The sequence below is a fragment of the Trichococcus sp. TS_SC_9 genome (assembly GCF_056156325.1).
In genome coordinates this window covers 189,148-203,535 of the sequence record NZ_CM149591.1, presented here as the reverse complement: position 1 = coordinate 203,535, position 14,388 = coordinate 189,148, and the positions used below count along the sequence as shown (strand labels likewise).

At 49.0% G+C, this 14,388-nt stretch carries 10 protein-coding genes and 1 pseudogene; 10 read left to right on the top strand and 1 reads right to left on the bottom strand.

What is annotated here, in order from left to right:
* Positions 1-5: 5 nt before the first annotated feature.
* The 7 genes and pseudogenes from bioA to AC0J5I_RS00770 all read left to right on the top strand — a co-directional run bounded on the left by bioA (position 6) and on the right by AC0J5I_RS00770 (position 8,674).
* Complete coding sequence (gene bioA / locus AC0J5I_RS00800; RefSeq protein WP_475302178.1) at positions 6-1,349, top strand: adenosylmethionine--8-amino-7-oxononanoate transaminase; 1,344 nt, start codon at positions 6-8, stop codon at positions 1,347-1,349.
* A gap of 190 nt (positions 1,350-1,539) precedes the next feature.
* Positions 1,540-2,358 carry a carbonic anhydrase gene (locus AC0J5I_RS00795; protein WP_475302173.1) on the top strand — a complete coding sequence of 273 codons (819 nt, stop codon included), beginning with the start codon at positions 1,540-1,542 and terminating at the stop codon, positions 2,356-2,358.
* A 173-nt stretch (positions 2,359-2,531) separates the two neighbouring features.
* Positions 2,532-3,443 carry an AEC family transporter gene (locus AC0J5I_RS00790; RefSeq protein ID WP_475302170.1) on the top strand — a complete coding sequence of 304 codons (912 nt, stop codon included), beginning with the start codon at positions 2,532-2,534 and terminating at the stop codon, positions 3,441-3,443.
* Positions 3,444-3,631: 188 nt separating this feature from the next.
* A pseudogene (locus tag AC0J5I_RS00785) lies at positions 3,632-4,186 on the top strand (MFS transporter); the annotation flags it as partial.
* A 307-nt stretch (positions 4,187-4,493) separates the two neighbouring features.
* Entirely contained in the window at positions 4,494-5,849 is a 1,356-nt protein-coding gene (locus AC0J5I_RS00780; RefSeq protein ID WP_475302165.1) for a leucine-rich repeat domain-containing protein, read from the top strand.
* Positions 5,850-5,931: 82 nt separating this feature from the next.
* Entirely contained in the window at positions 5,932-6,936 is a 1,005-nt protein-coding gene (locus tag AC0J5I_RS00775; protein ID WP_475302160.1) for an LCP family glycopolymer transferase, read from the top strand.
* Between the two features lie 70 nt (positions 6,937-7,006).
* On the top strand, positions 7,007-8,674 hold the full coding sequence (locus AC0J5I_RS00770; RefSeq protein ID WP_475302156.1) for a right-handed parallel beta-helix repeat-containing protein: 1,668 nt from the start codon (positions 7,007-7,009) through the stop codon (positions 8,672-8,674).
* Positions 8,675-8,800: 126 nt separating this feature from the next.
* Here the strand turns inward: AC0J5I_RS00770 and AC0J5I_RS00765 are convergent, their stop codons facing one another.
* Entirely contained in the window at positions 8,801-8,998 is a 198-nt protein-coding gene (locus AC0J5I_RS00765; RefSeq protein ID WP_475302152.1) for a hypothetical protein, read from the bottom strand.
* Positions 8,999-9,297: 299 nt separating this feature from the next.
* Here AC0J5I_RS00765 and AC0J5I_RS00760 point away from each other — a divergent pair, with 299 nt between their 5' ends.
* The 3 genes from AC0J5I_RS00760 (at position 9,298) to AC0J5I_RS00750 (ending at position 14,245) form a co-directional block, all read left to right on the top strand.
* Positions 9,298-10,776, top strand: a complete 1,479-nt coding sequence (locus tag AC0J5I_RS00760; protein ID WP_475302148.1) for a sucrose-specific PTS transporter subunit IIBC — start codon at positions 9,298-9,300, stop codon at positions 10,774-10,776.
* Positions 10,777-10,853: 77 nt separating this feature from the next.
* Positions 10,854-12,344: a glycoside hydrolase family 32 protein gene (locus AC0J5I_RS00755; RefSeq protein WP_475302144.1), complete on the top strand. Its 1,491-nt coding sequence runs from the start codon at positions 10,854-10,856 to the stop codon at positions 12,342-12,344.
* 221 nt (positions 12,345-12,565) lie between these two features.
* Positions 12,566-14,245 carry a peptide ABC transporter substrate-binding protein gene (locus tag AC0J5I_RS00750; RefSeq protein WP_475302140.1) on the top strand — a complete coding sequence of 560 codons (1,680 nt, stop codon included), beginning with the start codon at positions 12,566-12,568 and terminating at the stop codon, positions 14,243-14,245.
* The last annotated feature ends 143 nt before the right edge of the window (positions 14,246-14,388 follow it).

Genomic DNA, 14,388 nt, shown 5'->3' with positions numbered 1-14,388 from the left:
GTCGCATGGATTTAGTCGAAAAGGATCTGAAATACATCTGGCACCCTTGCTCACAGATGAAGGATTATGAGGAGCTCAAGCCGATCATCATCGACCGGGGCGAAGGGGTCTATCTTTATGACAAAGAAGGTAAAGCCTACCTTGACATCGTCAGCTCGTGGTGGTGCAACCTGCTTGGTCACTGCAACCCAACGATCAATGAAGCGCTCATCAACCAAATTGGGCGGCTGGAGCATGTGATTTTCGCAAACTTTTCCCATGAACCAGCGATTGTCTTATGCGAACAACTGATGGAAATCATCCCGGCCGGGCTCTCGAAGTTCAATTTTTCCGATAATGGATCAGCGGCAGTGGAATGCGCGCTGAAGATGAGTTTCCAGTACCAATACCAGACCGGACACAAGGAGCGGACAAAATTCATGTGCCTGACGGAGGGATACCACGGCGAAACTTTGGGTGCGTTGGCGGTCGGGAGCATGGATCTGTATGCCAAAATGTACCAGCCGATGCTGATGGACACCAATCAGATCCAGGCGCCGGATTGTTATCGTTGCCCGTTCCAGAAAAATCGGGAGAGCTGCAATTGCGAATGCTTCGACTACGCCGAAAAAGCTTTCGTGGAGTACGGAGCCGAAACCTGCGCCATGATCGTCGAGCCTTTGGTGCAGGGCAGTGCGGGCATGCGCATTTATCCGCCGCTGTATCTGGAAAAATTGCGTGCACTCTGCGACCGCTACGGCGTCCTGCTGATTGCCGACGAAATCGCGACCGGATTCGGACGGACCGGCAAAATGTTCGCCTTCGACCATGCCAGCGTCAGCCCCGACATCATGTGCGTCTCCAAAGGTCTCACTGGTGGCTACCTACCCATGGCGATCACGATCACGACTGACAAAATCTATGATGCTTTCTATGCTGAATACAGCGAAGGCAAGGCTTTTATGCACAGTCACACCTACAGCGGCAATCCGCTTGGCTGCTCCGCGGCGCTGGCGGTCCAGAAGGTGCTCCGCGAAGAGCGGATCCTCGAAAAAGCCGCGATCCGCGCTCACTATCTGACCCAGCGGCTGAACGAATCGCTGCTGGATCACCCGAATGTGGGCGAAATCCGCCATATCGGCCTGATCCACGCCATCGAACTGGTGACCGACAAGCAGACGAAGACCGGGTTCGACGCGGATCTGCGGATCGGCTATCAGATCTACAAAAAGGCTTTGGAGAAGGGGCTGATCCTGCGCCCACTCGGAAATGTGCTCTATTTCAATCCGCCGTTGACGATTTCCGAAGCCGAACTGGATGAAGCAGTCGTCCTCTGCGCCGAGGCCATCGAGGCAGTCCTTGGCAGCTAGTTGTTGACGGCATCCAAAACCGCACATGGGACGGGATAGCCCCGCCAGTCCTCTCACCGCAATATCCTTTTGAATGCAGAGAACGAAAGGGACCCTCTGTTGATTTGTTGTTTTTCCAAATTGATTTAATAATTTAATTGTGAATTATTATATAATAAGTGGATATTGCGTTAGAGGAGGAAAAGAAAAAATGAATGATGCAAGAGGGTATAAAAAAGTTTTGGCAGTTCTGGGGGCATTCACCCTATTGGGACTGAGCGGCTGCGGCCAAGAAGAAACGGTGGCAGCGGAAAGCAGCGTCCTAACGACAACGGAACAGACTTCTGAAGCGGTAGTTGAAGAAACAACCGAACCAGCCACTGAGGAACAGTTGGATTACGAGAACCAGGATGAATGGGACTTCGAATCCGGCGAGATGCAATCCCCAATCAATATCGAGACGAGTGCAGCAGAATCGATGATCACGGACGGCTCCCTGACATTGGACTATGCGGAAGAGATCATCGATGTGGTCGACAACGGGCACAGTATCGAAATTGAAGACGGCGGCCAAGCGACGATCGCCGGACGCAGTTTTGAGCTGAAGCAATTCCATCTGCATTCCCCGAGTGAGCATACTCAAAATGGGGAAAATTTCCCGATCGAGCTGCATTTTGTCCACAAGGCACAGGACGGACGCTTGGCGGTCATCGCGGTCTTCTTTAAAGAAGGTGCAGAAAATGGGGCCTTTCAAGCGATTTTGGATGATGTGCAGGCAAACGAAGAATCTGCTGTTGCGAGCGGACTCAGCCTGAATGTTGCTGAACTGCTTCCCGCCAACAAAAGTTATTACCATTACCTAGGCTCCTTGACCACACCGCCGCTGACCGAAAATGTCGAGTGGTATGTGATGGCGAATCCTGTTGAGGTATCTGCGGAACAGATTGTTGCCTTCAACGAATATTATGAAGGCAACAATAGAGAGGTCCAACCATTGGGCGAACGTTCCATTTTGAAGTACGAAGAATAACAAGCCTTTTTCAAAGTTCCCTCTCCCCATTCGTATTGGGGCAGGTGGAACTTTTTTCAATTCCCAGCCCGGAGTCAAAGAAAACCGTAACGCGATTACAAAATACAGAAAGATCGGATGCAATGGCATTTTTTTGTTATAATTGAAGGAAAGACGCGAGCAGGGGGAACGTAATGGGGGAAATAGCAGCAAAAGCCGCATCACTGATTTTGATCATCGTGATCGGCTACGTCATCAAACGGATTGGGTGGGTAAGTGCGGATGATTTTCCAAAATTTTCGAAAATCGTACTGCGGATCACGTTGCCCTGCGCACTGATCACCAGTTTCAACACGTTCAACATCACCTACAATCTGCTGTTTTTGACCGCAATCGGCCTCCTCGCTAACTTGGTCCTGCAAATCACCGGCTATCTGGTGAATCAGCGGAAAGGCGGAGTAGCGCAGGCTTTCGGAATCATCAACCTCGGCAGCTACAATGTCGGGGCCTTTGCGATGCCATATATTGCCGGATTGATGGGCCCGCAGTCGATCATTTTCGCATCCCTTTTCGATGTCGGCAATTCTTTCGGCGCTGCCGGAATCGGCTATGGTTGGTCCCGGTCGGTGGCGGATGAGAAACAAAAAACGACCTTAGGCGGCTTTCTCAAGCTCATGTTCCTTTCGCCGCTGTTCGATACCTACTTGATTCTGTTGTTGATGCGCCTCTTAGGGCTGCAATTGCCGGATGCAGTCATCACCTTTACGTCAACTGTGGGCGGCGCCAATACTTTCCTGGCGATGCTGATGATCGGTATCGGTTTGGAATTGGGCTTGGATGCGCACCGCTTTAAGCTGGCTTTCAAATACTTGGCCATCCGTTACGGCTTTTCGCTGATTTTCTCCATCCTGACCGTGCTCTTCCTGCCGGTCTCAATGGTCGTGAAGACGATCCTCTGCATGCTGTTCTTTTCGCCGATCGCATCCATGGCGACCGGATTCACCGACGAAGCGGGCGGGGACGTCGAAACCTCCGCCTTCATGAATTCCGTCTCCATCTTGATCGGAATCTTTGCACTGCCGCTCGTTTTGGCGGTCATGGGATAAAAAATGTCAAAATGAAAAAAATCAAAACCATCCGTTTCTGTATAGCGACCCCCAAAAGTTGGACTTTTTAGGTCTAATTTTTGGGGGTCGGCGCACTCCGCTCAGCTCCCAAACAAATTGTTCCTAAAGAGGCTGCGTTCCAGGGAAAGTCTACAGCTCCAACAAAAGTCATCACCGCAAGCAAAAACTGGAAAGAAATGTTGGCAACCCCGCCTTTCTATTTGTTGATCCTGATGTTCGCGATGGGTGCCTTTTCCGGTCTGATGATCGCTTCGAATGCATCGCTGATCGGGCAGTCCATGTTCGGTTTATCGGCAACGGCCGCAGCCGCTTATGTCAGCCTCTATTCCTTGAGCAACACGTCCGGCCGGGTATTCTGGGGCGCGATTTCTGATCGCATCGGCCAAATCCGCGCAGTCATCATCATTTACAGTGCCATCATTTTTGCCTTCATACTGCTTGTAAGCGTCAACCAAGTGTGGGTCTTCGCTGTCGGAATTGTCACATTGGGGCTCTGCTTCGGCGGTGTGATGGGCGTCTTCCCCGGATTGGTCATGGATAATTTTGGCCCGGCGAATCAGGGTGTCAACTACGGTATCGTCTTCATCGGTTTTTCGAGCGCTGCCTTCGTTGCTCCGAAAGTGACGGCATCATTGGCTGCTGCGAACAATGGCGACTTCACGAAAGCCTTCTATGTCGCTATCGCTGTCGTCCTGATGGGACTGGGCTTGAGCCTCGTCTAAGCACTCAGGAAATCCGCGACCAAGCTTGCTACGGAAACTGTCCAGTAGAAATTTCATTGAAAATAACCCGCGTTGAGGAGTGATGTTCTCCAAAACGCGGGCTATTTTTCTGAATGAAAATAGTTGTCGCATAAAATTTGCCAATAAGTGTCTATGTTAAGAAGCCCCTAAAGTTAGCGATCTGAGCATAGGAGGCTTATAATCATGTTATAACGTACCCAAGTTCACATGACTATCTCCTGAGAGAATCTAAGCCATATTGGATTCCATCATCAGCTCCAATGCACATTTTTGAGGAGTGATTAATATGAGAAATAGAAAGATACTGGTGATCCTCTTTACCTTGATTTTTTTGGCGAGCTGCGCCGAAAAAATGGAATTAGGCCAAGATCCAGAAAAAAGCAGGCAAGAGAGCACAAGACAATCTGAAAACACAGCGGAAAGAGAATCAGGCAAAACAACAGCAGCACAAAACGTTTCTCTGACTTTTGCCGATGAAGATATGGAAGTTTATGTCCGCAAGCTGATCGGCAAAGAAGAAGGCGACCTGACTACAAGCGATATCGAGTCGGTTGATGCCCTCTATTTAGGCAATAAGGATATCGGCACGATCAGCGGGATTGAATATTTCACGAATTTGCGGATACTCCACCTGAATGACACGCCAATCAATGACATCAGCGCGCTAGCAGGGTTGACGCAACTGGAATATCTCGATATCAGCCGCACCCAAGTCAACGACATCATAGCTTTAACGGATTTGGCGAGACTAAAAACCCTTTATCTCAACAATAATCAATTGGAGGACATCACAGCACTTGCCGGATTGAAGCAACTTGAGGTGCTCTATCTGAATGACACACAAGTCGTTGATATCCGCCCGTTAGCCGAATTGACCAGCCTACAGTCTCTGAAGCTGGGTAACACCGAAGTGGAAGATGTTAGCGAATTGGCAGGTTTGACTCAGTTACGCTATCTGAGCCTAGGGAATACCAAAGTCAAAGATATCACGGTGCTATCCGGCTTGACTCAGCTGACCGTCTTGGAAATGAACGACACGCCTATACGTGACGCCGCAGCCTTAGCGGATTTGACGCAACTGATGGAGTTGAATATGAGTGGTACTGAAATAGCCGATACAAGCTCGTTTGCGAGGCTCGGAAATTTGTTGACGCTCAACTTGAATGGCACCAATATAAGCGACCTTTCGCCGTTCACAGGCCTGAAAAAGCTGGCACGCTTGGATTTGAAAGGCACCCAAGTTGAGGATATTGGCAGTTTGGCTGAATTGACCCAGCTGACACATCTCGAAATCAGTGGGGCGCAAGTGAGCGACGTCGCTGCATTGGCCAACTTGACGGAATTGGTCTACCTCGATCTGGCCCAGAATAGGATCAGCACCATCGACAGCCTGGCCAGTCTCACCAAAGTAAGACATCTGAATTTATCAGGAAATCAAATAAGCAATACCAGCGCATTAGCGAATTTAACCAAGCTTTGGTACCTCGATTTGAAGGGAAATCCAATCAGTGATATTGCACCTTTGTCGGGCTTGGCTAAGTTGGGGAAACTGAATATCAGTAAGGCCGGCATCAACGCCGAACAACAAGAAATACTTCAGAACGCTCTGCCGGACTGCGACATCAGTTGGCACGCAGAATGAGCACATCAGGACAAAACTGGAAATGTAATAAAAAAACAATTATCTTATGGATGGTTTTCAAAGGAGAGGAGAGGAGAAAAAAATGCGATCGAATAAAGAAAACAAAAAAGGTTTGAAAATAGTCGGCAGCATCTTTGCAATTCTGGTGATCGGGATCCTCGGGTATGCCTACTCGATTTATGCAAATGTGAAAGACACTATGGACATAGCCTACACGCCTGTCGCAGCCGAGACCTTACGGACAACAAATACCGTTACTGTAGCCGATTCCTCGGATGCGACTGATGAAGAAAGTCAGGCCGAAGCTGATGCAATGACGCCTTCGGAACTTCTGGAAGCTGGAGAGCCGGTTTCCATCCTGTTGTTGGGAGTCGACACAGGAGACCTGGGCCGCACGGATCAGGGCCGTTCCGATTCTATGGTGGTCATCACTATCAATCCGCACACCCAAAAAACCACACTATTGAGCATCCCGCGCGACACGTACACTGAAATCGTCGGCAATGGCACTTCGGACAAAATCAACCACGCTTATGCATTAGGCGGCACAACGATGTCGATCAATACCGTGCAGCAAATGCTGGACATCCCCGTCGATTTCTACGTGATGGTCAACATGGCCGGTATCCAAGAAATCGTTGACGCTGTCGGCGGCATCACCGTCGAGAGCCCACTTGCCTTCAATCAAAACGATTTTGAATTCGTCGAGGGAACGAACCAACTGGATGGTGAAGCAGCATTGGCGTTCTCACGCATGCGCTATGAAGATCCAGCCGGCGATACCGGTCGCCAAGGCAGGCAACGCCAGGTCATCGAAGGCGTCATCCGAAAATTAGCGACACCGGAAACCTTGCTGAACTATCAGACTGTCTTAGACTCCCTTTCAGCTAATATGCAAACAAGCTTCCAAATGCCCGATTTCTACGCGCTCCAAAACCAAGATTACCTCGGTGCAGTCGGCAACATCGAACAACAACAACTCGATGGTACGGGCGGGATGATGAACGATATCTACTATAACTTTGTGGAAGAAACCGAACTGACGCGCGTCCATGATCTATTGCAGACCGAATTGGAATTGGAATAGACAGGCGGCAAGGCTGCCAAATGGCTAGTGGATATTAGGCGGGGCTGTACCTCTGAAAGGGGGAACGTAGATGAATAAACGGATGGCCATGCTGCTGCCGTTCCTGCTGCTGGTGTTTCTCAATAGCCAAATGCCTAATTTTGTCCAGTGGATCCAAGTAACGCAACTTCGACTGGAATCTATTGAGGGTGTAACATTTTCGGTCAACAATGCCCAACAGTCCTACGTGCAGGTGGATGGATCGGAAGTCAGCATTGAAGATTTCCCGAAGCGAGAGACGGAAAAAGACGATACTGACAGAATTCAGCGGGCGGTCGACTATTGCATCGAAAATGATAGGGACCTTTTCTTTCCAAGCGGAAGTTCCTATATCCTGCGGTCGGTAAATGTTGAGGCAGGACTTCGGCTCGTAGGCTATGGGGCAACTTTCATTTTGGCAGACGATCAACCCAAATTTACTAGGATGTTCACGACCCAATATCGGCAATGGGAAGATTCTGAGGACTCCGATTATCTGATTTTTGAAGGTATGACCTTTGATGGGAACGCCTGGAAACAGGGAGACTTCTTAAACTATGAGAAAGAGCAACAGTTCGGGATCTTGTTTGCTGGTTCGACAGCAGAAGATGGTATGTTACGTGGCAAGGTCCTAAATTGTACGTTCCAGAATTGGTGTGCAGATGGCGTGCATATTTATACAAATGCTTCTGTGGAAATCACCGGCTGTTCCGCAATCAATTGTTTCCGGGGGGGCATCGTCGCCAGTGGAACGCCTACAAATATCACTGTGACGGATTATCACGCTGAAAAAGGGCAGTTCGGTAAAGCGATCGATATCGAAATCGATACCAAACCTCCCGGTAAAACAAACCTGACAATCGAGCGGATGCTGGCGTACAGCGACGTCGACTTGGGGACACAAGAGGGGTCCGTTGTAAAAATGACCGATTCGACAGTCATCGGTGGTACGACGGTGATTTACGGTTTCAAAAACAACATCACGGTCGAGCGCTCAATACTCGGCAATGTGGAAGTGATTAACGCCACCAACTGCACGTTCAACGACGTAACCTTCACAGTGACCCCAAGCATGACGAAAGATGTGAATGGGGTTATGGTGCGCGTCATCGACATCTTCGATGAACTGCCTAAGGACGACTACCAAACGACTTTCAATGACTGCATTTTCGAACGCGCGGATGCGGGAGATTTGCTGAAGACGGAAAAGAAAGTCGTCGCCCTGAAAGGTTATTACGGTAAACTGACGCTCCACGACTGCACGTTCCGCAGCGGTTTCACTACCGGCTACTTCAATTTCGGCGTGGCTGAAAGCTACTTGAATGATGTATATTTTGACACAGAAACCGCGGTCTCGATGCAGCCGCTCTCTTGGGCGCGGATCGAAAATTTCGTCTTGGATAATGTGGAGTATGGCACCAAAACGGTGACCCCGTTTCGCTTTTTGGATTATATGAATACAAAACCCTATGCGACCGTCACTTTCAAGAATATGGTGTTGGACAGTTCGCAAGCCGGCTATGCCGGCGCAGGCCAGATCGGCACGACGAAAATCGTCAGTGATCGTTTGATCTATGTGACCGCTGATCCGACGAAGTCAGATGTCCCTGCCTTCAAAGGTGATACTGCTCGACTGTATACGGAGGTTGTAGGTTCGCCTTCGGAGTGGGTCGCCGTCAGCAGCGATCCGGTCGCAGCTGAGTGGAAAGTATTTGAATGATGGATGAAAGACTCTACCTGGATATCTCCGGAGGAGCGGGTGCCAACCGTTCCCGACTACAAATAAAAAAACTTCCAGCTAATCGTTCAGAATAGTTAGAAGTTTTTTTGCATGCCGCGGGTATATTCACCGGATTGCCCGCATCCCAATCAGCTCGACCTCGTATGCCCAATGATCCGCAGAAACGTTTGTTTCATACATCAGATCGGTGGACAGATATTTCTTGTTGTCGTCGGTAAAGATGGCCGCAAAAGCGATGCCAGTGTTGCCGGTCTGAGCCGTCAAATCATCAAATTTCTCAGACGTTTTTTCAGTTATAGTCATGGTCAAAAAAACTCCCATACATATATCAAGTCGCTATTTGTATTTATTTTAATGCTTTCGCCGAGGAGAGGCTATCGCCAGCTAATCCAAAAAAAATACAAAATAATTTTTAGAAAACGCTTGACTTTATTTCTGAAAGGGTTTACTATTCATATCAAGAGGAACCGGTTTCACCAACATGAAAAAACCGCTCCTTATCATTTTGAGCCAGAAAGGAACCGGTTCCGAAATGAGATGAAACAAAGTTTTTATTGCACTTATTCTTAGGCACAACAGACAAAAGGAAAGAGGGAGAAAAAATGGATTACAAAAAGATTGCAGAAGAATTGTTGACGGATATCGGCGGGAAAGACAATGTACAGGCGGCGACGCACTGTGCGACACGACTACGCTTGGTTTTGAGGGATGAAAGCAAAGTCGATCAAGCGGGATTGGACGCACGTGACGAAGTCAAAGGGACGTTCTCCACGGCTGGCCAATACCAGATTATCTTGGGTTCCGGAATCGTAAATGAAGTCTACAAGGAATTCATCAAGATGGCCGGCATCGACGCCATGAGCAAAGAGGAAGTCAAAACAGCCGGCACGCAAAAATTGAATCCGATCCAACAAGGCGTCAAATTGCTTTCGGATATCTTCGTACCGATCATTCCGGCCATCGTAGCTTGTGGTTTGATGATGGGATTGAACAACGTATTCACGGCACAGGATTTGTTTGTTACCGGAAAATCGCTGATTGAAGCTTATCCGGCCATCGAAGGTTTTGCAGCGATGATCAACACATTCTCCAACGCGGCGTATGTCTTCCTGCCAGTCCTGATCGGTTTCAGCGCAACGCAGAAATTCGGCGGCAACCCTTACTTGGGAGCTGTTTTGGGGATGTTGATGGTCCACCCGGATCTTGTCAATGCTTACAGCTATCCGGCCGTTTTGGCTGCAGGCGAAGTGCCTTTCTGGGATATCTTCGGATTCGAAATCGCGAAAGTCGGTTACCAAGGGACTGTCCTGCCGATCTTGTTCGCTTCTTACATCCTTGCTAAAATCGAAACATTCCTGCACAAACGTGTGCACACCTCATTGGACAACCTGGTCACACCACTGTTCGCTATAATCATCACTGGCTTCCTGACTTTTACATTGGTTGGACCTCTGACGCGTACACTCGGCGACGTGATGACAAACAGCCTAGTATGGTTGTATGACACAACAGGTGCCATCGGCGGAGCCATCATCGGTTTCTTCTACGCTCCACTGGTCGTTACCGGTATGCACCACAGCTTCATCGCTGTTGAAACGCAATTGTTGGCTGATATCGCTAAAACAGGCGGTACGTTCATCTTCCCGATCGCAGCAATGTCAAACGTGGCTCAAGGAGCTGCCGCATTAGCGATGTTCTTCATTATCAAGGAACAAAAAGCGAAAAGCTTGGCTTCCGCTTCCGCAATCTCCGCTTACTTGGGGATCACTGAGCCTGCCATGTTCGGTATCAACCTGAAATACCGCTACCCATTCTACGCAGCGATGATCGGTTCCGGCGTCAGCAGCGCGTTCATCTCCTTCTTCAAGGTTAAAGCGATCGCAATGGGCGCAGCCGGCCTGCCGGGCGTCATCTCAATCAAACAAGAAGACTTGTGGATCTACGTCTTGGGCATGCTGATCGCGACACTCACGACAGTATCCATGACCTACGTCTTCAGCAAACGCGACTGGACAAAAAGCGAAGCGAAAAAAAAAAATGAGGAACAAGTTCATTCAACTCTGAATAAGGAAACACTGTGACCCAATCGGTCTAATTTCCGATAGGCAGGCTTGAACTGCTGGACATACGACTAATTTGACACGGAAAGGAATAAACGATGAAAGTATGGACGCGCGAGGAGCGCTATAAACAAACCTCGGATTATTCCGACAACTATCTTGAAGAATTGGCGAAAAGGGTGGCGCAGTCGCCCTTCCGCCAAAACTACCACATCCAACCGAACACAGGCCTTTTGAACGATCCGAACGGTTTCACCTATTTCGACGGCAAATGGCATCTCTTCTATCAATGGTTTCCGATGGGCGCGGTCCACGGCTTGAAACACTGGTTCCATCTGACTTCGACGGACCTCGTGCAATGGAACGAAGAGGGCGTCGCGTTGTTGCCTGACACGGCGTATGACAGCCATGGTGTCTATTCCGGTAGCGGTTTCGTCAAGGACGGCCAATTGCACATCATGTATACAGGCAATGTCCGTACGGAAGAATGGGAAAGGGTACCCAACCAGATTGTTGCCCGTATGGAAGAGGACGGCAGCTTCACGAAGTTCCTTCCGCCTGCCATCGCCGGCAAACCGGATGGCTACACTGACCATGTCCGCGATCCGAAAGTCTGGGAGCAGCACGGTATCTATTACGCCGTCATCGGTGCCCAACGCGCCGACGAAACCGGAACAATCCTGATGTACCGTTCCAAGGATGCCTTAGAATGGGAATTGATGGGCGAAGTCGATGCCGGCTTGCCGAACTTCGGCTTCATGTGGGAATGCCCGGATCTGTTCGAGATCGACGGCAAAACAGTGCTGCTGTTTTCACCGCAAGGACTGGAGCCGGAAGGCGACCGTTACCACAATATTTTCCAGACGGGCTATGTCATCTCTGATGACTTCCGGATGGATGAGCTGAAATTGGAGCATCAAGGCTTCCAGGAACTGGATGCCGGGTTCGATTTCTATGCCACCCAGACCGCAGAAAGCCCAGACGGCCGCCGCATCTTGACGGCTTGGATGGGCTTGCCGGATGTGGCGTATCCGACCGACAGCGAAGACTGGGCGCACTGCCTGACGTTGCCGCGCGAACTGTCCATCAAAGAAGGAAAACTGATCCAGCAACCGGTCCGCGAATTGGTGTCCTTGCGCAATGAGAAGTCTGTGTCTGAATCCGGCTTGTTGTTTGGCGAAAAGACAATTGACCGTGTCGGTGCAAACTGCTATGAGCTCCAATTGGATCTGGCTTTACCGGCGTCAGCTGACCACGGTCTGGTAACGTTGGATCTTTGCGAAGATGCCGCCAATGACAAACGTTTCCGCATCACCTTGGATCCATCAACCAAGAAAATCACAATCGACCGCAGCCGCTGTGGCATCCCGTTCGCCGAAGCTTTCGGCACGACCCGCACGCTGGCGGTCGAACAGATGGATACAGTCAAGCTTCAGATATTCGTTGACACCAGCTCCATCGAAATCTTCATCAACGATGGCGAAGGTACCTTCACCTCCCGCGTATTCCCGCAAGCGGGAGAAACCGGCCTGTCGCTCGCGGCAGGCAGCACAATCGATTACAGCCTCGCACTTTGGGAATTGGCCTAAAGAAGTGAGAAATGATAGTTGAACGCACCACCCTCAGCTCTGTGTGAAGAGCTAACGGGTGGTGCGTTTTTTTACGTTGGAGGACAGGGGCACGGGGGTGCAGGAAGCCTCGCTAACAGCGGTTTTTCGGAGAAAGAGGACAGCCTTGCTATAATTAGATTAATAAAGTAAACTTACCGTGTAAATGTTATATAAAAAATAGTAAAGGAAGATGAAAACTTATGATAAGAATCAACAAGAAAATACAGTTGATGTTGGGTTTATTTTCCGTAGGATTACTGGCGGCATGCGGTAACGGTAACAGTAATGGGAGCACCAGTATGGACAGCACCGAATCGGGCACAGTTTCGACGGGAATTGAAAACGCTTCCTCCGAGGCTTTGAGATTGACTGCAAGTGCCGATATTCCCACCATGGATATCATAGCAGCAACGGATTTAGTCAGTTTCACAGCTATGAATAATGCCTTTGAAGGGCTTTACACTTTGGATTTAAACGGAGAAGTCGTGCCGGCTTCCGCTAAAAATATGCCAGAAGTCAGTGAGGACGGGCTGGTCTATACCTTCACGATCCGGGACGACGCCACGTGGTCGAATGGGGAACCAGTAACCAGTGCGGATTATGTATATGCCTGGAGAAAAATGGTCGATCCAGCAATGGCTGCCGGCTATTCCTACATGTATGACGGTTTGATAAAAAACGCGACTGAAATTCTGGCCGGTGAAATGGACCCTGCAGAATTAGCGGTGGAAGCCATCAGTGAAAAAGAGCTGAAAGTTACATTAGCCCAACCGGCTCCTTATTTCCTGGATCTTTTGTCCATGCCCTTCTTCTTCCCGCAAAATCAAGCATATGTGGAAGAACAAGGCGATGCCTATGGGTCGAGTTCGGACACGCTTATCTATAATGGTCCGTTCATCATGACCGACTGGAATCAGGCAAAAGGTGGCAGTTGGACGTTCACTAAAAACGATTCGTATTGGGGCAAAGAAGAGATCGCTTTAAATCAAGTCATTGTCCAAGTCATGAAAGAAACTTCGACAGCCATAAATCTGTATGAGGCGGATGAACTGGATTATGCAGCTTTGAGTGGGGAGTACGTAGCGGCCAATAAAGCGAATGAAGACTATCATTCCCAAATGAATACAACGTCAAACTTCATTGAAATGAATCAGGAAATTCCTGCGCTTGCGAATGAAAACATTCGTGAAGCTTTGACAAAATCTCTGGATACTGCCAATTATACTGAAAATGTCTTAAAGAACGGGTCAGTTCCTATCTACGGATATGTTCCAAATGGTTTGGCAGCGAATCCTGCAACGGGTGCAGACTTCCGTGAAGACGCAGGCGACTTGACTAGCTACAACTTGGAAGAAGCTCAAACGGCCTGGGAAAAAGGCCTCAGCGAGTTGGGGGTCGAAACCATTTCCTTGGAATTAATGACGACTGATTCGGAAGATTCCAAAAAGTTTGCGGAGTTTTTCCAAAGCCAATTGCAGGGGAACTTGCCTGGTTTGACGATCACCATTCGCCAAGTGCCCTTCAACGTTAAACAAGACAGCTTGCGCAATGGGTCCTTCCAAATGGGCACAGCTAACTGGATTGCTGATTTTGCCGATCCCGTGAATTATGTCGAGCGGTTCCACTCGGATATCAACCGCGGAAATTATGCTTTTGAAGACGTGGATATACTGATTGAAACTGCCAAAGCAGCTTATGATGAAGAAGAAGCGCGTTGGGATTTACTGGTAGAAGCGGAACAAGTTGCGATTGGGGAGCATTATGTTCAAATTCCCACTTATCAATCTGCCGGAGCATACTTGCTGAAAGACTATGTGAAGGATCTGTATATTCCAGTATTCGGCCCCGACAGCTATCGCTATGCTTCCATAGAAGAATAATCTGGAGTTGATAGGATTTTTGAAGACGTAAAACGGTTTCATTAACAACTTAAAACCAGATACCAGAGAGGAGCTTATGCCTTAAGGTATCTGGTTTTTTTGATGGAATAAAAAAGGGCTAGTTTTTTTGTTATACTGGATGG